Source organism: Bradyrhizobium sp. CCGB01 (assembly GCF_024199795.1).
Taxonomy (GTDB): domain Bacteria; phylum Pseudomonadota; class Alphaproteobacteria; order Rhizobiales; family Xanthobacteraceae; genus Bradyrhizobium.
Genome location: NZ_JANADK010000001.1, coordinates 5,400,443 through 5,419,147, shown reverse-complemented (window position 1 = coordinate 5,419,147; position 18,705 = coordinate 5,400,443). Strand labels below are relative to the sequence as shown.

Here is an 18,705-nt window from a genome sequence, read left to right as displayed (position 1 = left end):
GGCAGTTCCTCCCGGTGTGAACTTTCTGGCGTATTGAGGCCGCGCGTCTCAGGGCATGTCAGGCGGCCTCCGTCGAAGCGGCCGGCATGCCGCCGCGGCTGGCGAGACAGAAGGCGGCGAAGGCGAGAGCAGCTTGCGGATCGTTGCCGTTCGAGGGCGGCACGAAGGCGAGCGACACCTGCGCCAGCTTCCGCCCGCCCAGCAGACAGGCGTCGATTCCGTCGACGACTGCCTTGCGATCCTCTTCAGACAGAGCCGATGGCCATCCGCTGACGACAACGCCGCGACATGGCTTGACGTTCAGCGTGTTGCCGATGGCAAGGCCAAGCCTGAACAGCCGCTGCCGCAGCTCCTGGCGCACCCGCGATGTCAGAGGGATCGTGGTTACCCATTCGCTGCCGAGCCGGAGCAACTCCGCTTCGGTGGTACGCAGAAGCTCGGCCAGCGCCGGCAGCGATGTATAGGCCTCGACACAGCCGTGATGGCCGCAGCGGCAACGCGGTCCGTCGGCGCCGAACACCATATGGCCGAGTTCGACGGGCTGGAGCGTATCCTCCTCGATCGGATCGTCCATCCACGTTGCCGCGACGCCCTGGCCGACAAAGACGAACAGATGCGCATCGCTGAACGGGTAGCTTTCCGTGCGGCACCGGTGAAAGGTGGCATGCGCCACCACCGAATTGGTGAAGGCGACCGGCACGCCTGCAAACAGCTCGCCGAACATGTCACTGATGCGTCCGACGTCGCAGGGAATGATCGGGTTGCCGAACTCGCTCAGCCGGCCGAGGCCGGGAATGGTGATGCCGATCTGCGCCAGCGTGATGCGGCGGCGGCGCGTCCAGTCGCGCAGCAAGGTCAGCGCCTCGCGAAACACGCGGCCGACACTCTCGACGGTCACCGTTTTCGGCAGCGGCAGGCGCTCGGTGTAGTGCAGCTCGCCTGACAGGCCGCCGACGCCGATGCCGAGCCACTGGCCGGTCAGCTCGAGGGCTGCGAGCGCCACCGCGCGATCGAGCGACACGAGGCCCGTCGGGCCGCCGACATAAGGGGCAGGGCGCCTGACTTCCTCGATCAGGCCTTCGGCTTTCAGGTCAAACAGGATTCGCGACAGGCTCGCTTCGGACAGCCGAACGGCCTTCGCCAGCGGCGGCCGGAACGAGCCGCCGGACTGAAGCAAATGAGTCAAAATGGCAGCGCGCGTCTGCCGCCGACTTCTCGGCTGCTCCGGCATTTCCATCCCTGTCGTCATTCTTACTTAGTGTAAGAATGCGCGCGGAGCATTTCGGCTGTCAAGCGCTCGGCGGCGCGACGCGTGGACTTGTTGTTGTGCGCGGCAGCAAGAACGGGACGCGGTCGGATCAGGATTTCGGCGGCCGGCCTTCCGTCCATTCCGCCAATTCGACCTTCGGGTCGTACCAGTCGGCGGCATCCGATCGCCAGATGTGCACCTCGGGGCGCTCCGTGATCGGCGTATCCAGGCATCCCATCCGCAGCAGCACCGTGTCCTTCCCGGCGCGCGCGGCGACGATGTGCGATCCGCATTGCGAGCAGAAGTAACGCGTCTTGCCGGGCGAGGATTCGAAACCGCGCAGCAGCTCTTCGCCCCTGGTCCAGCGGAAGCGATCGCGCGGAACGTTGGTGACGGTGGAGAACGCCGAGCCGTGCGTCTTGCGGCAGGTCTGGCAATGGCAATGCACGATCATGCTCGGAGATGCGTCGACCTCGTAGGCGACGTCTCCGCAGAGGCAGCTTCCGGTGAGCATCGGGTTCTCCATATCGTAGGGCGGGCAAAGCGCAGCGTGGGCACGCTGTGCTTTGCCCACCCTACAAGGTCATCCCCAAAACAAAAACGGCGCCATCCGAAGATGGCGCCGCTTCCGTGGAGGCCCTGAGGCCCGAGCTTACTTGCGATCCTTGATCGCAACGTAGTCGCGGCGGGTGACGCCGGTGTAGAGCTGGCGCGGACGGCCGATCTTCTGCTGCGGGTCCTCGATCATCTCGCTCCACTGGCTGATCCAGCCGACGGTGCGGGCGACCGCGAACAGCACGGTGAACATCGAGACGGGGAAGCCCATCGCCTTCAGCGTGATGCCCGAATAGAAGTCGACGTTCGGGTAGAGCTTGCGGTCGATGAAGTACTGGTCGCTGAGCGCGATCTTCTCGAGCTCGAGCGCCACCTTCAGCATCGGATCGTCGCCATGGCCGGTCTCCTTGAGAACGGCGTGACACATCTTCTGCATGATCTTGGCGCGCGGATCGTAGTTCTTGTAGACGCGGTGACCGAAGCCCATCAGGCGGACTTCAGAGTTCTTGTCCTTCACCTTGGCGATGAATTCCGGAATCTTGTCGACCGAGCCGATCTCGGCGAGCATCGCGAGTGCGGCTTCGTTGGCGCCGCCATGCGCCGGGCCCCACAGGCAGGCGATGCCGGCGGCGATGCAGGCGAACGGGTTGGCGCCGGAAGAGCCGGCGATACGCACCGTCGAGGTCGAGGCGTTCTGCTCGTGGTCGGCGTGCAGGATGAAGATCTTGTCCAGCGCGTCAGCCAGCACCGGGTTGATCTTGTACTCCTCGCACGGCACCGCGAAGCACATGTTCAGGAAGTTCTCGGCGAACGTGAGCGAGTTCTTCGGATACACGAAGGGCTGGCCGACCGTGTACTTGTAGGCCATCGCCGCCAGCGTCGGGATCTTCGCGATCATGCGCATGGAAGCGATCATGCGCTGCTTCGGATCGTTGATGTCCGTGGAGTCGTGGTAGAACGCGGCGAGCGCGCCGACGGACGCCACCATCACCGCCATCGGATGGGCGTCGCGGCGGAAGCCCTGGAAGAAGCGGGCCATCTGCTCGTGCACCATCGTGTGATGGATCACGCGGTCGTCGAAATCCTTCTTCTGCGCCGCGGTCGGCAGGTTTCCGTAGAGCAGGAGATAGCAGGTCTCGAGGAAGTCGCCGTTCTCGGCGAGCTGCTCGATCGGGTAGCCGCGGTACTCCAGCACGCCCGCGTCACCGTCGATATAGGTGATCTTGGACTGGCAGCTCGCGGTGGAGGTGAAGCCCGGGTCGTAGGTGAACAAGCCGGACTGGCCGTAGAGCTTGCCGATATCGACGACATCAGGCCCGACGCTGCCGCTGTGGATCGGGAGATCGTAGTTCTTGTTTCCGACCGTCAGCGTGGCGGTCTTATTGCTTGGTTTTGCGTCCATCAGAGGTCCCCGATGTATGGTGAAACGGGCCGGACCCGGAAGGCCCCGATGAGATAATGGGGCATGCCGGATGTTCCAGAAGGTACGGGGCAGATGGGTATATTATTGCTGTGTGCGCTGCAAGATCACCGCACGCATGGCCTACTTACGTCGTAGACTGGTCCTTGAGCCGGGCCAGGCTCTCCTGGCGTCCCAGCACGTCCAAAACCTCAAATATACCAGGCGATGTGGTCCGTCCGGTGAGGGCTGCGCGCAGCGGCTGGGCGACCGCACCGAGCTTGAGACTATTTTCCTCGGCAAAGGCGCGCAGCGCGGCTTCCGTGGCGGCACCGCTCCACGTCTCGACTTTCTCCAGCGCGGAATGAAGCTGGCCGATCAGCTTGCGGTTCTCCGGCGTCAGCAGCGCCTGCGCCTTGGGATCGAGCTCCAGCGGCCGGTCGGCGAAGATGAAATAGGCCCCGTCGATCAGCTCGATCAGCGTCTTGGCGCGCTCCTTCAGGGCCGGCATGGCCTTGAGAAGCTGCGCACGCGTGGTGTCGTTTAACTTGGCCTTAAGCTCGTCGCGGCTGGGCACGACGTGGTCGAGCACGTCCTCGAACAGCTTCACGAGTGATTGATCGTCCGCATTGCGGATGTAGTGGCCGTTGAGGTTTTCCAGCTTGGCGAAATCGAAGCGGGCGGCGGCGCGGCCGACGCTGGCGAGGTCGAACGCGGCGATCATCTCCTCGGTCGAGAAGATCTCCTGGTCGCCATGGCTCCAGCCGAGCCGGACGAGGTAATTGCGGAGCGCGGCCGGGAGGTATCCCATGGCGCGGTAGGCATCGACGCCGAGCGCGCCATGCCGCTTGGAGAGTTTTGAGCCGTCCGGGCCGTGGATCAGGGGGATGTGGGACATGCTCGGCAGCGCCCAGCCCATGGCATCGTAGATCTGCTTCTGGCGGGCGGCGTTGATCAGATGGTCGTCGCCGCGGATGACGTGGGTGACGCCCATGTCGTGGTCGTCCACGACCACCGCGAGCATGTAGGTGGGATTGCCATCGCCGCGCAGCAGGACGAGGTCGTCGAGGTTCTCGTTCTGCCAGACCACGCGGCCCTGGACCTGGTCCTCGATCACGGTCTCGCCAGTCTGCGGCGCGCGCAGGCGGATGGTGGGCTTCACATCGGCCGGGGCCGTTGCCGGATCGCGGTCGCGCCACAGGCCGTCATAGAGGCGGGTGCGGCCCTCGGCGCGCGCCTTCTCGCGCATGGCGGCGAGCTCATCCGCCGTGGCGTAGCAGCGATAGGCCTTGCCGTCGGCGAGCAATTGCTCGGCGACCTCGCGATGGCGAGCGGCGCGGCTGAACTGGTAGATGACGTCGCCATCCCAGCCGAGCTCCAGCCATTTGAGGCCGTCGAGGATGGCGCCGATCGCGGCCTCGGTGGAGCGCTCCCGGTCGGTGTCCTCGATCCGGAGCAGCATCTTGCCGCCGTGCTTCTTTGCATAGAGCCAGTTGAACAGCGCGGTGCGGGCGCCTCCGATATGGAGGAAGCCGGTCGGCGAGGGGGCAAAGCGGGTGACGACGGAATCGGTCATTCTTGGCAGGGCCTATGCATTGGAGGCGGTGGTATATAGCAGGACCGCTGCATAACTAAAGCCCGGTAGCGGACCCGCTAAGGCCTTGGCTCGGCGTCCCGAATTTGGCAGAAGGGCCGCTGATTTCCCTACAGGATTTTCGTAATGACAGAACCGGTGGCGACTGAGGTTGGGCGCGATTTCATTCGTGACATCATCCAGGCCGACCTCGATCAGGCCAGGTACAAGGAGATCGTGACCCGGTTCCCGCCGGAGCCGAACGGCTATCTGCATATCGGCCACGCCAAGTCGATCGCGCTCAATTTCGGCATCGCCCAGGAGTTTCCGGGCCGCTGCCATCTGCGCTTCGACGACACCAATCCGGTCAAGGAAGAGCAGGAATACATCGATTCCATCCAGGCCGACGTGCGCTGGCTCGGCTTCGATTGGGGCAAGAACCTGTTCTTCGCCTCGGACTATTTCGACCGCCTGTACGAATGGGCGGAGCAACTGATCCGCGACGGGCTCGCCTATGTCGACGACCAGACCCAGGAGGAGATCCGCACTTCGCGCGGCACGCTGACCGAGCCCGGCAAGAACTCGCCGTTCCGCGACCGCAGCGTGGATGAGAATCTCGACCTGTTCCGCCGCATGAAGGCCGGCGAATTCCCGAACGGCGCGCGTGTGCTGCGGGCCAAGATCGACATGTCCTCGGGCAACATCAACCTGCGCGACCCCGTACTGTACCGCATCCTGCACGCGCACCATCCGCGCACCGGCACCAAGTGGAGCATCTATCCGAGCTACGATTATGCGCACGGCCAGTCGGATGCGATCGAGGGCATCACGCACTCGATCTGCACGCTGGAGTTCGAGGATCATCGGCCGCTCTACGATTGGTTTATCGAGAGATTGCCGGTACCGTCGAAGCCTCACCAGTACGAAATGGCGCGGCTGAACCTGACCTACACGGTGCTGTCGAAGCGCGTGCTGACCCAGCTCGTCCGCGATGGCCACGTCGCGGGCTGGGATGATCCGCGCATGCCGACCATAGCGGGGATGCGCCGCCGCGGCGTGCCGCCGGCAGCGCTCCGCGAATTCGTCAAGCGCATCGGCGTTGCCAAGGCCAACAGCGTGGTCGATGTCGGCATGCTGGAATTCTGCATCCGCGAGGAGCTGAACCGCACGTCGCAGCGGCGCATGGGCGTGCTGCGGCCGCTGAAGGTCGTGATCGAGAACTATCCGGAAGGGCAGGTCGAGGAGCTCGAGGCGATCAACCATCCCGACGATCCCTCGGCCGGCACGCGCAAGATCGCGTTCGGCCGCGAGCTCTATATCGAGCAGGACGACTTCATGGAGAACCCGCCCAAGAAGTTCTTCCGCCTGTCGCCGGGCAACGAGGTGCGGCTGCGCTACGCCTATTTCGTCAAGTGCACCGGCGTCATCAAGAACGACGCGGGCGAGGTGATCGAGCTGCGCTGCACCTATGATCCCGCGACCAAGGGCGGCAACGCGCCCGATGGCCGCAAGGTCAAGGCGACCATGCACTGGCTGCCGGCGGAGACGTCGAAGCCTGCGGAAATCCGCATCTACAACCAGCTCTTCGCCAACCCGAGCCCGGACGCCTCGAACTTCGCGGCCGATCTCAATCCGCAGTCGCTGGAGATCCTGTCCGATGCGCGGATCGAGGCATCGGTGGCCGAGAGCAATTCGACCGAGCCGATGCAGTTCGAGCGCCAGGGCTATTTCGTCCGCGACAAGGACTCGACGCCCGGCAAGCCGGTATTCTCCCGGACCATCGGCCTGCGCGATACGTTCGCGAAGGAAGTCGCCAAAGGCTGAGGATTGAGGCATGAGCAACGAAGCCGACGCCATCGTTTCCGCCATCATCGCGAAATGGTGCGCCGGCTTCGCGACGCTCGACGCGGCCGCGCTGTCGTCGCTGTATGCGAAGAACGCGTTCTTCTTCGGCTCCAACCCAAAGCTCTATCGGGGCAGGCACGGTGTTGCCGACTACTTCAATGGCCTGCCGCGCTGGCGCAAGCCGAGCGCGGTGTTTTCCGAGGTGAATGCGGCGCAGGCAAGCCCCGACCTGATCAACATGGGCGCAACCATCTCGTTCGACCTCGCCGGCGAACGCCCCGATCTCGTCGTCAAGATGAGCTGGGTCATCATCCGCGAGGATGGCGATTGGAAGATCGTCAATCACCATGCCTCGGCGAAGGCGCCGTTGATCTGACGCGGCGGCACACGGCTTCGTCATTCCCGTGAGAGAACGAACGCGCGCCCCGCGCGTTGGAGTGGGTCCAACAAGGAACCCACCATGCAGAACATCGCAGAGCACATGGAAGTTATCGGCGCCGACGGCGTCCACGTCGGCACGGTCGATCGTGTCGAGGGCAACCGCATCAAGCTGACCAAGAAGGACAGCGGTGAGGGCAGCCACAAGGGCCACCATCACTTCATCGACAAGGGCCTTGTCGCCGGTGTCGAGGGCAACAAGGTCCGGCTCTCGGCCAAGGCGGATGTCGCCGTGACGATGGAAGAGGAAAAGTAGGGGCCGCGCTCCCCGTTCCTGATCCGTACCGCTATTCGCCCGCCTGCACGTTCCGGTAGCTTCGGCATCCGTTGCGTATCATCAGGTGCAGGGAATGGCGGAGCCGGGCCGACCGATACGGTCCCAGGGGATAGCGGGCACTTGGCCCGTGGGCCGCGCCGCGTCCGCGGGCGGCCTTGCGCCTGCAGGATTCGACCTCTGGTCATCGCTGGCTGAGACGCTGCGCGCCTGGGTGCGCGCGGAGGCCGGCGCCGGGCGGCTGTTGCCGTGGGTGCCGGTCGCGTTTGGCGGCGGCATCGCGCTTTACTTTGCCGCCGATCACGAGCCGGTGCTGTGGGTCGTTGCCGCGACGGCCATCGCGCTCATGCTTGGCGCCGTGCTGCTGCGGCGAAGCCGGCTGTTTGCACCCGCGATCATGATCGCGGCGGTCGCGGCCGGCTTTGCCGTGGCAACCTGGAAGACCGCGCGGATCGCCCACACCGTGCTGGCAAAACCGCTCTATTCGGTGTCGCTGTCGGGCTTCGTCGAGACCCGCGACATCCGTGAGCGCACCGACCGTTTCGTGTTGCGCGTGACCGCGATGGAGGCGCAGCGCAACGACGTCAGGCTCGAGCGCGTGCGCCTCTCGGTGCGCAAGGGGACAGCGCCCGAGGTCGGCAGCTTCGTGCAGTTGAAGGCGCGGCTGTTGCCGCCGCTGTCGCCGGTGCGTCCCGGCAGCTACGACTTTTCGCGCGATATGTTCTTCCAGGGCATCGGCGCCTCCGGTTTTGCAATGGGCGCGATTACGGTGGCGGCCCCGCCCGAGACCGGCGGCCTGCGAGTGCGCTATGCCGCCTTCATGCAGGGCCTGCGCGATGGGATCGACGCGCGCATCCGCGCCACGCTCGAAGGGGATAACCGTGCGATCGCGACCGCGCTGCTCACCGGCCGGCGTGACGCGATCACCACGCCCGTCAACGACGCCATGTTTATTTCGGGCCTCGGTCATGTACTCTCGATTTCCGGCTACCACATGGCCGTCGTCGCCGGCGTGGTCTTCTTTGCGGTGCGCGCGCTGCTTGCGTTGATCCCGGGACTGGCGGTCGGCTTCGCGATCAAGAAATGGTCGGCGGCCGCCGCGCTGGTCGCGGCTGCGTTCTACCTGCTGCTGTCGGGCGCCGAGGTCGCGACGCAACGATCGTTCTTCATGACTGCGGTGGTGCTGATCGCGGTGATGGTCGATCGCCGCGCCATCACGTTCCGCACGCTGGCGGTGGCCGCGCTGATCGTGCTCGCGGTCGCGCCGGAAGCGCTGGTCCATCCGAGCTTCCAGATGTCTAGGCCATCTCGGGGTTAGTTCAGGCTGGCAGCAAGAAAGATATTAAACTTCAATCGCTTGGATCAGCGGCGGTGTCCCGCTGGGGTGAACGAAAAACGATCAAAACTCGGCAAAAGTCCCAGATTGGCGTCGAAAAGTCCCGGAAAATCTCCCGGAGTGATTTTTGCTGTTCGCGGAGTGTTCCAGCGCATTCCTATCACGGCGGACGAACATACCCATTGTCCCGCCGGATGAGGGAAGTGCAGTATCGACCTTGGGGATAGGGGCGGGGAGCACGGCAATGGTTAGGCGGCTAGGTACGGTCCTGTATTGGATCGGCTGCATCATTGCGGGCCTGACCGCTTCAATCGCTGGCCTGCTTTACATGTCCGAAGGCTATGCCCGCAAAGACGGGCCAATGGTTACCGGCCTTATCCTAGTCATCGCGTTTGTTATCTGGCTCGCCGGGTATGCGCTGCGATACATCCTGTCCGGCCCCAAAGAGCCGATAGCCCCGGTCGGCGATCAGGGCAAGTCTTGGGAGGAGACCTACGCCGCGCGCATACATATGGCCCTGCCTGAAGCCGACCAGTTGGGCAACATCACGCCCGAGAAACTGCGCATACCTTCTGCTGCGCTCAACCGCTTCTACGAGAAGGCGCTACTTATGCGCGAGGCCATCTGCTTCGTTGCCTTCTCGTCGGTCGCTGCACCCGAGACAAAGCTACCGCCCGTATTGATGGCATATGCGCGGTTGGTCGCACGGAGGCTCAATGCACGCGGCATGCTGGCCGACCCGGACGCTTTTGCAGACGCCTCTCTCAGCGATGTAAACAGGCTCTTCACCGAGCCATATGTGTGGGCGCAGAACTGGCTAGCCGAATTCAGGAACGACCCCAATGACACGTACATGGTCGCGTTGTTTGCCGACCACTGCCAAAAGCTATTTCACGCCTACCGGGAGACGATCCAAAACACATACAACGACGTGGCTGGAATTCATGCTCAATAGGCTTTTTTGCGTTGCTTGAAACGCGGGGTCTTTTCGCTGGACTGGATTTTTTTCGCCATGACAGACACCACTCCAGAAACCATTTATGCAGCCGTCGGGCAGGCATTGAGCAAGTGGGAAACCCTAGAGGCGCACCTGTCCTTCACATACTCCATATTTGAAGGAAGGCCGGTGGACCACGACTTGCTTGAGCGCTACGGCCATGAAGGCAGGATATTCAAAGACCGCATGAACATCCTTAACCAATCCGCCGAAAGATACTTCAGGAGGAAGCCCGACCAAGCAGAAGAGGCTCGCTTCAAGGATCTCGTTTCAGATGCTGTGCGGCTATCCAATTTGAGGCACCGAATTGCCCATGGGATGGTTGCCGGTGCTGAGGTTGTCACCGGCCAGTTTGAGTTTTGGCTGGTCCCTCCCGCACACGGCTTTTTCCATCTCACCAAGAGAGATGGCGACTACCGCTATAGCTCAGAAGATATTGACCGTTGCGCCTCCGAATTCATGGAACACGCAACGCAAATCCAGAAGTTCAATCATGAACGGCATCCGCCAAATTCACGCTGAATTTCGCGGGCGATGCCTAGCGAGCATGGTTAGTCAAAGCTTGTCATGGGGCCGCGTTATTCGGGTTACTGCCGCGACACACATCCCCACTCATGAACGACTGTCATGAAAAGCACAAAGAATGACGTAACGCCGATGACCTTCGGCGCAGCGTAGCATGAGCACATTGACCCCAATCGGAGCGCGGCTGCAGATGGCGCTGGATGCCGAGCATCTGCGCATGCAAAACGAGTGGTTCTTCAAGTGGCATCACATCGGAAGTGATCGCACCATCGAGATCGACAGTTTTGACGGCAGGATGATCAGATATGGTGGGATCAAGTTCTCCGGCACCGCTCGCGACGTGTTTTGGTCCACGATCCAGCGATACGCGCGGCAGAAGGTTGGGCAGCTGTTCGACGAGCTTGAGACCGAGCTGCAGAAGTGCCCCCTCGAAATCCGGTTGAATGCGCTGAACGAGGCCCAGACACTCATTCTCGTCTTCATAGGGAAAATCCGGAAGGCAGCAGTCGAAAAGGACCGCATTCTGAGGGGAAACGGCATCGAGTTCCCGCCCCAGCAGGACCTCGGAAGTTGGGCAGGCGCGCAGCCCTTTGACATCGAGGCGCGCACGGCGACATTGCGGCATATTTATTGCGACCTTGAGGTCGCCAAGGGAGGAGACGGCATGGTCTTCCGAGATTTGATGAGGGACAAGGTGACGTTGGTAAAGGCCGACGGCACGGTCGTACGAGAGAACATCCAGGCGCAGGTATCTGCCGGCATGATCATCACGTTCGACGCTGATCTGCCACTTGAGCCAGGTGACCACTTTCTCCGGTCCCTACCATCCGGGCTGGTCGAGGACTATGTGGTGGACGACCCGAATTTCATGACAGGCATTCGCCGCATCCCATCCAGCTTTCAGTCCAAGGTGCATCGGAGCCGGGAAGCCACCGCTCCGCCGCAGCAGGTCATCCAACGAATAACGAACCACTTCCACGGTGACAATTCGCGCGTCACCGTCGGTACGGATAACAGCATCAATGTGGTCAACCAGCTTCAGCCAGTGGCGGTTGCCAACCTCGTCGAGCAGATCAAGCCGCACGTGAACTCGCTACCCGAGCCGCAGCGCACCGAGATCACCGCGCCCCTTAAGCTCTTGGAGGATGAGATCAGGACCGGTTCGCCTGAGCCATCAAAGATGCAGGGGGCACTGCGGTCCATCCTGACCATCATCGAGGGTGCCGCTGGCAATCTCATTGCAGAGGGCATGCAGGCCATGATTAGAAGGATACTGGGCATTTAGGGAAAGCAGGCACGCCCGTCCCATCCAACCGCATTGCAGTTTATGCTTTGAGCGGGGAATGGCGTGGGTCCTGTGTCCCAAGGGGGCAATGCGGTTGCGCTTGCGCGCCCGCTCTCCCTAGCGCTTAGAGTACCGATGGCCCACAACAACTTAATTTCAAGTTCTGGCGATTTGTGGTAATTTAATATCAACATCCATGGGAAATTCCATCTCTGGTCAACCCGAACACTGCACCGCAACCGAAATGCGCTTAGGTCATACGACCCGCGCTGCGGTTCTGTTTGCACATTTCGCTACCAGCTGCCGGTCAACCTCTTGACCGCGTCCCATCTTACAAGGCCCAGCTGCTTGGTCTTCGGCTCATAGAACAATACGCCCCTTTCCCCGGACCGGATGATCTTGACCGACATTGCGGCTAGTTCTTTCTCGGTTTGAATAGTGTGCGTGATCTCTCCAGACAACAGATGGGCTCGGGCGTTATCGTGCCCCATAGCAAAGGCCGATACGATCACGAGTATTGCAGAGACGGAATAAACCGTCCGCTGTTCGAAAGGTATGAACCTAGTCAAAGTAAGGAACGCACCGATCAACATTCCAGCCGCCATACCAGCCAATCGGTAGTAAATTCCGAGCCCGACGGTGATCCCGGAAATAGCCAAAACTGTTAGGTTTACCCAGATGTTGCTCTTTCGTCCTAATGCCGCAATCTTTTGACCTGCCACTACATCGAGCTTGCTGCGAACGGTCAACATCAGCAGCACAGCCAACCCTAGCGCGACAGGTGCAGCTTGCAACGCAAAGACAATGTGTTCTGCGATAGAGAATAGCGTAAAGAAAGCTATGTCGACGCCGTAAAAATATCCGACATCATAGCTGATCGCGATTGCCGTTCCCACCAGCGGGATGGCGACGACCAAGTCTTTTGATGACCATTGCTCTGGTTCGTCTGCGGCAGGTGCGTTCACGGGTAAAAATCTCCTATGGTTGCACGGAGACTATGCATCTTTTGGGAGCGAGGTCACATTGCGAAAATGCCAGAACTCCGTTTGTTCGCAGGAAGCTTCCTTGATGTCCTCCGGGCTAATTCCAGCTGCCGCGCTCGCGGCGCCCCACCTCGCCCAGCGCCAGCTCCATCAACTCCGGCCACTCCAGATCACGGTCCAGCGCACGCGCAAAGCCAGTCGCGTCGCCGTAGTGGGCGCAGCCGTCCGCGATCTCTTCGGCGAGCGTCGCCAAGGTCCAGTTGACCGCGCGCGGATTGAGCCGCGCCATCTTGGCCGTCAGGCTCGCCAGAACCGGCACAGGAATGGCCTTGGCGGTCTGGGCCAGTTGCGCAAGGTGGCCCGCGCCGGGCGCATCAGCGAGCTTGCCAGCGAAGTGCAGGAAATATTGCTCGAACAGGTTCGTGGGCATCACATACATTCGATTTGGTCCTTTGTTACGACGTGAGGACGGTGCTCGCGCCGCCCAAGAATTGATTTTTCATTTCGACAGCCCCCATCTGCTCCACCTCGTTTGGCCCCCTCCATCTGCTCCGCTCCACCTTCCACCCCTAATAAGGGGGTGGAGGTGGAGCAGATCAGGAGCGCCACCTTGCTCCACTTTGCGCCACCGAAGTGGAGCAAGGTGGAGCAGCCGGAACTAGTCGTCCTCACTCGCGACCTCGACGAACACCTTCATCTTGCGGCGCTCGTCCTGCCGCTCGACCTTCACCAGCGCGCCGTTCGCGAGCCAAATCTTGATCAGACCGGCGACCTTGGCCCGCTCCTGCTTCACGGCGAGGCTGAAACCCAGCGCTTTCGCGACCGGCAAGCCAACCCAGTCCTTGGCCTGGCTATTGGCGCGCCACTGGCCCAGCTTGATGGCTGCTGCGGCTCGCTCAAAGTCGCCGCCAGTGATGCCGTCGAGCGGGTCGGGCCATTCCCACCGTGTCGCAACGCCGACACTGTCGCCACCGACGCCGCCAAACGGAGTGTTGCCAAGATCGACGGAGGCCAGCTTGAACCAGTCACGCTTTTCGGCGGGCGGCGCGAGGTTCGGCTTGTCGTCCAAGACCGAGAAGTAGAGCCGACGATTATCAACGCCGGAATTCTTGGCTTCCTGCTCGGTCATACGGTTGAGCACGCGCACCGAGCGGCAGGCGTCACCGAACGCGCCACCGCCACGCGCGCTCTGCGTGGTCACCTCTTGGTCGCCTTTGCGGACGTGGTGCACGAGCAAGACCGCACAGTCGGCCTGATCGGCCACCTTGCCCCATTCCTTGACGACCATGTCGATGCTGCCGTTGTTGTTCTCCGGCACCTTGTGGCAGCTCACGAACGGATCGATGATCACGACATCGATGCCCTTGTCCTTGATCTCATCGACCAAGGCGTGCACCACGGGCCAGCGGATCACCGCGTCACCGTTCTCCATGTCGGCGACCACCAGCGGATGCTCGCGGCCGTGGGTCACAAAGAGCCGGTCGCCGATGTCGTCCGGCTTCAGGCCGAAGTGCAACGCTGCAGCCTGAATGCGCCGCATGGTCTCTTCAGCAGGGTCTTCGAGGTTGAAGTACCAGACCCGCAACTGTTCGCTTTCAACGCCAAGCAGCGCCTTGCCGGACACCATCGCCAAGATTTCGGTGGTGACCATCGCCGTCTTGCCGACCGCGCCGGGTGCGATCATGGCGCTGACATATTTCCGGATCAGATGGCGACCATAGAGCCAATCGCGCGGAGGAATGCTCTCCGGCGCAGTCCAGCGATATGGCGTCGCGCGCATGTGAACGCCGAGAAAACCCATGCCATGCGCCGGGTCGCTGATCTTCAGCTTCTTGCGCGCAAGGTCAATCAGGTTCTGAAAATCGGGGCTATTGGTACAAACGCCATGTGCTGCGCCGTAGGTCTTGATCAAGTGGTCGGATTTGAATTCCTTGACCATCTCCTCGATGACCTGCGACAGCGCCGTCGCCCACTGACCCGGAACCTTGCTGGCCTGGAACAGATCGTGACGGCGGGTCGCGGCCGCTTTCAGTTCATCATCGGTCGGCGGTTTGATCATGTTCATCGTTACACCGCCTTCACAGCGCGTTCGACATCGCGATAGTTGACGCCGACGTAAGCGGTGCTGATCAGCGGCTCCGCGCCCCGGCCGTCTTCGCTCAGCCAGAGCCAATCTTCGTCGTACACAGGCACCACGGCGATACCCATTTCGAGGGCGGCGATGATGAGCGCGCCGCGCGAGATGTAGCGGCGCGCAAGATTTTCAACGTCGTGCTTGAGCGGGCCAGCGGCCACGCGGTCGTCCGGCTGAACCATGCGGGTGCGCCGAAACTGGGCGAGCACCGTCTTTGCGGCCTCGACCTGATCGCGCGAGACCGGGCTACGCTTGCCGCGCGACACCCAGAAGCCGTTCGCGCAAATCAGAAACGGGCCGACGCGGGTCGGTCCGTCCATAGACAACTCCACGGTGGAGTTGGAAGGCATTGTTTCCATAAGCTTTTCCTTCTTTCCCGCCTCCGGTCCGTCAACCGAAGTGCGGGAATTTTCGTTGATAATACGATTGCATTATCACGCCGCGTCGGCTAATACAATTGTATGAGCATTGATGTCGAAGCCAAGCAGTTCTCAATTTCGGCAGTCGCTGCGGCGGCCGGTTGTAAGCGCGTGACCCTCGACGCATGGCGCAATCGCAATCACCTGTTCGCCGACACCGTGACCGGCACCAAAGAAGAGAAGTCGCTCTCATTCACGGACGCCTGTGTCGCGCGCGCCGTGAAGGTCCTCACCGATGCACGCATCAACACTGCCGATGCAATCGCGGTCGCGGACGCCGAGATGCGCGCGCAGATCACCATCCTTCTGAGCCAGCGCGAGCCGTTCTCGACGCTCTTCGGTTTCCACATTGGTAGCAGCAACAAAAAGGATCGGGCGTTTTGCTACATGTTCGCCGCCGAAGACTTCGCCGCGTTGATGGCGAAGACCGACGGCTCGATGTTCGTGTTCGACGTAACCGTGATCATCGACCACGTCCGCAAAGCTCTCAAAATTCCTGCCTCAAGTGAGGGCAAATGACCGGCATCATCGCCCGCACCCGCAACGCATTCCGCGCCTTCACCCGCGCATTCTCCGGCTATGACGTGACCGGTGGCTCCGGCCGCTGGCCGACGCAGTATATGCTGCCTTCGCCGATCACCCAGCAGCTCGCCGCCGGTCGGCTGGCGTCGCGCAAGATCGCCCATCAGGCCGAGAACAACGCGCTCGTCAGCAGCATCATCTTGCACGGCGTGAACGCGATTGTCGGTGACGGTCCCACCGTGCGCGCGATGCATCCCGATCCTGAGACCAACGCGCGCTTGCAGCGTGTCTGGAATGAGTTCTTCCAGGATTGCAGCGTCGAAGGCGGCATGTCGCTCGGCGGATATCTGTCCCGTGTCGCTCGCGGCTTCTATGTCGATGGCGAGAGCTTCACTCAGCTTGTCGCCGATCCGGCCACCATGCGGCTGAAGCTGCGTCTGTTGACGGCGGATCAAGTCGATCATTCCAAAACCATTCCGTCGCTCGGACTGACTGGCGATATGCCCATGATCGTGGCCGGTGTTGAATTCGACGGCACCGGCCGCCGCGTTGCCTTCTGGGTTCTCCCCACGCCGCCGGACGCGCCGTGGGCCAGCGTCGAGCCTCCCGCCCGCATCTCTGCTCTCGACATCTGCCACGTGTTCGAACCGCGCTTTCCGGGCGCGCCGCGTGGCATGTCGCCGCTGACGGCCGTTGCGCCGCTAGCGCTTGAACTCGATAACTGCATCGACGCGGCTGTCGTGAAGCTGCGCACCACTTGCCTTGTCGGCATGGTCGTTCGCGACCCTGAGGGCAATTTTCCTTTCGACCCGACCACCGATCCGGCATCGCTGTACCTCGAACCCGGCGCAACCCTGCGCCTGCCGCCCGGCGCTGATGTCAGCTTCCCGCCGACCTCTGAGATGAACACGGTCGCGGAAGTCTTGTCGCATATCGAGCGCTTGGTCTGCGCGGGCGCTGGCGTGCCCGCATTCATGGCAACGGGCGACTTCGGCGCGATCAACTTTTCCGCAGGCAAGCTCGGCTTGGCGACGTTTCAGCGTCGCATCAAGGCCCTTCAGCAGAACCATATCGTCGCGCAGTTGCTGAACCCGATCTGGGATCGGTTAGTGCTGCTCGAAGTCCTGAGCGGACGCATGCGCGCGCCCGACTATGAGAGCCATCCCGAGCGCTACGGCGCGTCCTTCCTGTTTCCGGGCTGGCCCGCCATCGACGAATTGAAGAAAGCGAAAGCCGACACGCTCGCGGTCGCCGCCAAGCTGCGCTCGCGTCAAGAAATCATCAGCGAAGGCGGGCGCGATCCCGCCGACGTTGATGCCGAAATCGAGAACGATCCCTTTGCCGCCGACGACATGTCGGCAAGCGCTGGCGGCATCGCCAGCCAAAACGAAATGGAGAATGAGAATGCGTAATTCTACTGCCCTCTTGCTGCGTGAGAGCGCAGTTGACCTGACCCGCCGCGACGCGATCCCGCGTCCGCGCACGTTCGACGGCGAGGCGATGACCGTCGAAGCCGTCATCGCATCGGCCACGCCGGTTCGGCGTCGTGATGTGCGTGGCGACTTCCTCGAAGTCCTCGATCCTTCGGGGCTCGACCTCGCCGTCACCCGTGGTGCGTCGGTTCTCGACAGCCATCAGCAGAGCGGCATCGACAACGTGATTGGCGTGATTGACGACGTGCGCGTTGAAGGCAACGAAGTCATTGCTCGTATCCGCTTCTCGTCGCGCCCCGAGATCGCGCCGGTCGTGACGGACATCCGCAATGGCATCATCCGCAATTTGTCAGTCGGTTATGAAGTCGGCGAGTGGAAGGCGGACAAGAATGCCAATGGCGTGCGCACCATGACGGCGGTGCGCTGGTCGGTGCGCGAGGCGAGCTTTGTCGCCGTGCCTGCCGATCCCACGGCGCGCACCCGCGCGGCCAATGACGACCGCGCCATCCGTGAACTCGGCCGCCGTGCCGGTGTTACGTCGGACCGCGTTAATACCCTGATCGAATGCGGCGCAAGCATCGACGATGCTCGCCGTGCTTTTCTCAATGACATGCTCGACCGTTCCGTGACGGTTCGCAGCGCAGGAACCGCCGATATGCACAACGTTATGACGCTCGATAATCCTGACGTTTTTCAGCGCGCCGCCGCCGATGCCATGTACACGCGCATCGCGCCGAACTTCACGCCGATGCCGCAGGCGCGCCAGTATGTCGGCATGAGCTGCGCCGATATTGCCCGCGAATGTCTGCATCGCGCTGGCATTTCGTCGCTCGGCATGGCTCCGCCGACGGTGATCACCCGCGCGTTGCAGACAACGTCGGATTACCCGGCGCTGCTTGCCAACCTGATGAACAAGTCGCTGCGCGAAGCCTACCAGATCGCGCCGAGCGGCATCCGCCGCGTCGCCCGTCAGACTGAAGCCAACGACTTCCGCGCCAAGAGCCGCATTCTGATCGATCATTCCGGCTTCACGCTCGACCTGATCAATGAGAGCGCCGAGTACCCCTTTGGCGCTTTCATCGACAGCGCCGAGAGCTATAGCGTCGCGACCTACGGCAAGATTTTTGCGATCACGCGCAAAGCGCTGGTCAACGACGATCTCGGCGGTCTTGGCGATATCACCCAGCGTCTCGGCCTCGCTGCTGCTGAATTCGAGCGGCAGAAGCTCGTTGACCTAATCGTCCAGAACTCGGGTCTCGGCCCGACCATGTCGGACAGCCTGACGCTGTTCCACGCGAGCCATGGCAACGTCGGCACCGGCGGCGCGCCGAGCGAGACGACCTTGTCGGAAGCACGCCTGTTGATGCGCAATCAGACGGGTCCCGGCGGTGGCGGCATCAGCGTTGTGCCGCGCTACCTGATCGTGCCGAGCGCGTTGGAGACCAGCGCCGAGAAGCTGATTACGTCGGTGCAGGCAACGCAGACGGTCAACGTCAACCCGTTTGCGTTCCTCGATTTGATCGTCGAGCCGCGCTTGGCCGATACTCATCGCTGGTATCTTGCCGCTGATCCGGCCCTGTTGCCCTGCATCGAATTCGCGTATCTGGCGGGTGCGCCGGGTCCGCAGACCGAGAGCCGCGCGGGCTTCGAGGTTGACGGCGTGCAGACCAAGGTGCGTCTCGACTACGGCTGTGGTGCCGTCGAGTGGCGCGGCCTTGTCACGAACGCGGGCCAGTAA

The 18,705-nt window shown here is 62.2% G+C and carries 17 protein-coding genes and 1 pseudogene; 10 read left to right on the top strand and 8 right to left on the bottom strand.

What is annotated here, in order from left to right; translation table 11 throughout:
* Nucleotides 1–58: 58 nt before the first annotated feature.
* The 4 genes from NLM25_RS25015 to gltX all read right to left on the bottom strand — a co-directional run bounded on the left by NLM25_RS25015 (nt 59) and on the right by gltX (nt 4,779).
* Nucleotides 59–1,237, bottom strand: coding sequence for an ROK family transcriptional regulator (locus NLM25_RS25015; RefSeq protein WP_254138764.1), 1,179 nt, complete (start codon nt 1,235–1,237; stop codon nt 59–61).
* Between the two features lie 121 nt (nt 1,238–1,358).
* The gene (locus NLM25_RS25010; protein ID WP_254138763.1) at nt 1,359–1,763 is read right to left on the bottom strand and encodes a GFA family protein; all 405 of its coding nucleotides are present in this window, start codon (nt 1,761–1,763) and stop codon (nt 1,359–1,361) included.
* Nucleotides 1,764–1,901: 138 nt separating this feature from the next.
* Nucleotides 1,902–3,206, bottom strand: coding sequence for a citrate synthase (gene gltA, locus NLM25_RS25005; protein ID WP_254119963.1), 1,305 nt, complete (start codon nt 3,204–3,206; stop codon nt 1,902–1,904).
* A gap of 145 nt (nt 3,207–3,351) precedes the next feature.
* A complete protein-coding gene (gene gltX, locus NLM25_RS25000) occupies nt 3,352–4,779 on the bottom strand; it encodes a glutamate--tRNA ligase (RefSeq protein WP_254119962.1) in 1,428 nt (475 codons plus the stop codon).
* A 144-nt stretch (nt 4,780–4,923) separates the two neighbouring features.
* On the opposite strand from gltX, the gene NLM25_RS24995 reads away from it, so the two are divergent.
* The 7 genes and pseudogenes from NLM25_RS24995 to NLM25_RS24965 all read left to right on the top strand — a co-directional run bounded on the left by NLM25_RS24995 (nt 4,924) and on the right by NLM25_RS24965 (nt 11,476).
* Complete coding sequence (locus NLM25_RS24995) at nt 4,924–6,600, top strand: glutamine--tRNA ligase/YqeY domain fusion protein (RefSeq protein WP_254138762.1); 1,677 nt, start codon at nt 4,924–4,926, stop codon at nt 6,598–6,600.
* A 10-nt stretch (nt 6,601–6,610) separates the two neighbouring features.
* Nucleotides 6,611–6,997: a nuclear transport factor 2 family protein gene (locus NLM25_RS24990; RefSeq protein ID WP_254138761.1), complete on the top strand. Its 387-nt coding sequence runs from the start codon at nt 6,611–6,613 to the stop codon at nt 6,995–6,997.
* Between the two features lie 84 nt (nt 6,998–7,081).
* Nucleotides 7,082–7,315: a DUF2171 domain-containing protein gene (locus NLM25_RS24985; protein ID WP_026311879.1), complete on the top strand. Its 234-nt coding sequence runs from the start codon at nt 7,082–7,084 to the stop codon at nt 7,313–7,315.
* Nucleotides 7,316–7,409: 94 nt separating this feature from the next.
* Nucleotides 7,410–8,633, top strand: a pseudogene (locus NLM25_RS24980) (ComEC/Rec2 family competence protein); the annotation flags it as partial.
* 280 nt (nt 8,634–8,913) lie between these two features.
* The gene (locus NLM25_RS24975) at nt 8,914–9,624 is read left to right on the top strand and encodes a hypothetical protein (RefSeq protein WP_254138760.1); all 711 of its coding nucleotides are present in this window, start codon (nt 8,914–8,916) and stop codon (nt 9,622–9,624) included.
* Between the two features lie 57 nt (nt 9,625–9,681).
* Nucleotides 9,682–10,188, top strand: coding sequence for a hypothetical protein (locus NLM25_RS24970; RefSeq protein ID WP_254138759.1), 507 nt, complete (start codon nt 9,682–9,684; stop codon nt 10,186–10,188).
* A 157-nt stretch (nt 10,189–10,345) separates the two neighbouring features.
* Nucleotides 10,346–11,476, top strand: a complete 1,131-nt coding sequence (locus NLM25_RS24965) for a hypothetical protein (RefSeq protein WP_254138758.1) — start codon at nt 10,346–10,348, stop codon at nt 11,474–11,476.
* A 293-nt stretch (nt 11,477–11,769) separates the two neighbouring features.
* Here NLM25_RS24965 and NLM25_RS24960 read toward each other — a convergent pair whose 3' ends face one another.
* From NLM25_RS24960 to NLM25_RS24945, 4 genes are all read right to left on the bottom strand, one after another.
* Entirely contained in the window at nt 11,770–12,441 is a 672-nt protein-coding gene (locus tag NLM25_RS24960; RefSeq protein ID WP_254138757.1) for a hypothetical protein, read from the bottom strand.
* Between the two features lie 115 nt (nt 12,442–12,556).
* Entirely contained in the window at nt 12,557–12,889 is a 333-nt protein-coding gene (locus tag NLM25_RS24955) for a hypothetical protein (RefSeq protein ID WP_254138756.1), read from the bottom strand.
* 228 nt (nt 12,890–13,117) lie between these two features.
* Nucleotides 13,118–14,524: an AAA family ATPase gene (locus NLM25_RS24950; RefSeq protein ID WP_254138755.1), complete on the bottom strand. Its 1,407-nt coding sequence runs from the start codon at nt 14,522–14,524 to the stop codon at nt 13,118–13,120.
* A 2-nt stretch (nt 14,525–14,526) separates the two neighbouring features.
* A complete protein-coding gene (locus NLM25_RS24945) occupies nt 14,527–14,913 on the bottom strand; it encodes a hypothetical protein (RefSeq protein WP_254138754.1) in 387 nt (128 codons plus the stop codon).
* A 141-nt stretch (nt 14,914–15,054) separates the two neighbouring features.
* Here NLM25_RS24945 and NLM25_RS24940 point away from each other — a divergent pair, with 141 nt between their 5' ends.
* Genes NLM25_RS24940 through NLM25_RS24930 form a run of 3 tightly spaced genes read left to right on the top strand, consistent with a single transcriptional unit; the run spans nt 15,055 to nt 18,705 of the window.
* The gene (locus tag NLM25_RS24940; RefSeq protein WP_254138753.1) at nt 15,055–15,531 is read left to right on the top strand and encodes a hypothetical protein; all 477 of its coding nucleotides are present in this window, start codon (nt 15,055–15,057) and stop codon (nt 15,529–15,531) included.
* Nucleotides 15,528–16,946 carry a phage portal protein gene (locus NLM25_RS24935; RefSeq protein ID WP_309143613.1) on the top strand — a complete coding sequence of 473 codons (1,419 nt, stop codon included), beginning with the start codon at nt 15,528–15,530 and terminating at the stop codon, nt 16,944–16,946. The genes NLM25_RS24940 and NLM25_RS24935 overlap by 4 nt, the downstream gene beginning before the upstream one ends.
* Nucleotides 16,873–18,705 carry an HK97 family phage prohead protease gene (locus tag NLM25_RS24930; RefSeq protein WP_254138752.1) on the top strand — a complete coding sequence of 611 codons (1,833 nt, stop codon included), beginning with the start codon at nt 16,873–16,875 and terminating at the stop codon, nt 18,703–18,705. The genes NLM25_RS24935 and NLM25_RS24930 overlap by 74 nt, the downstream gene beginning before the upstream one ends.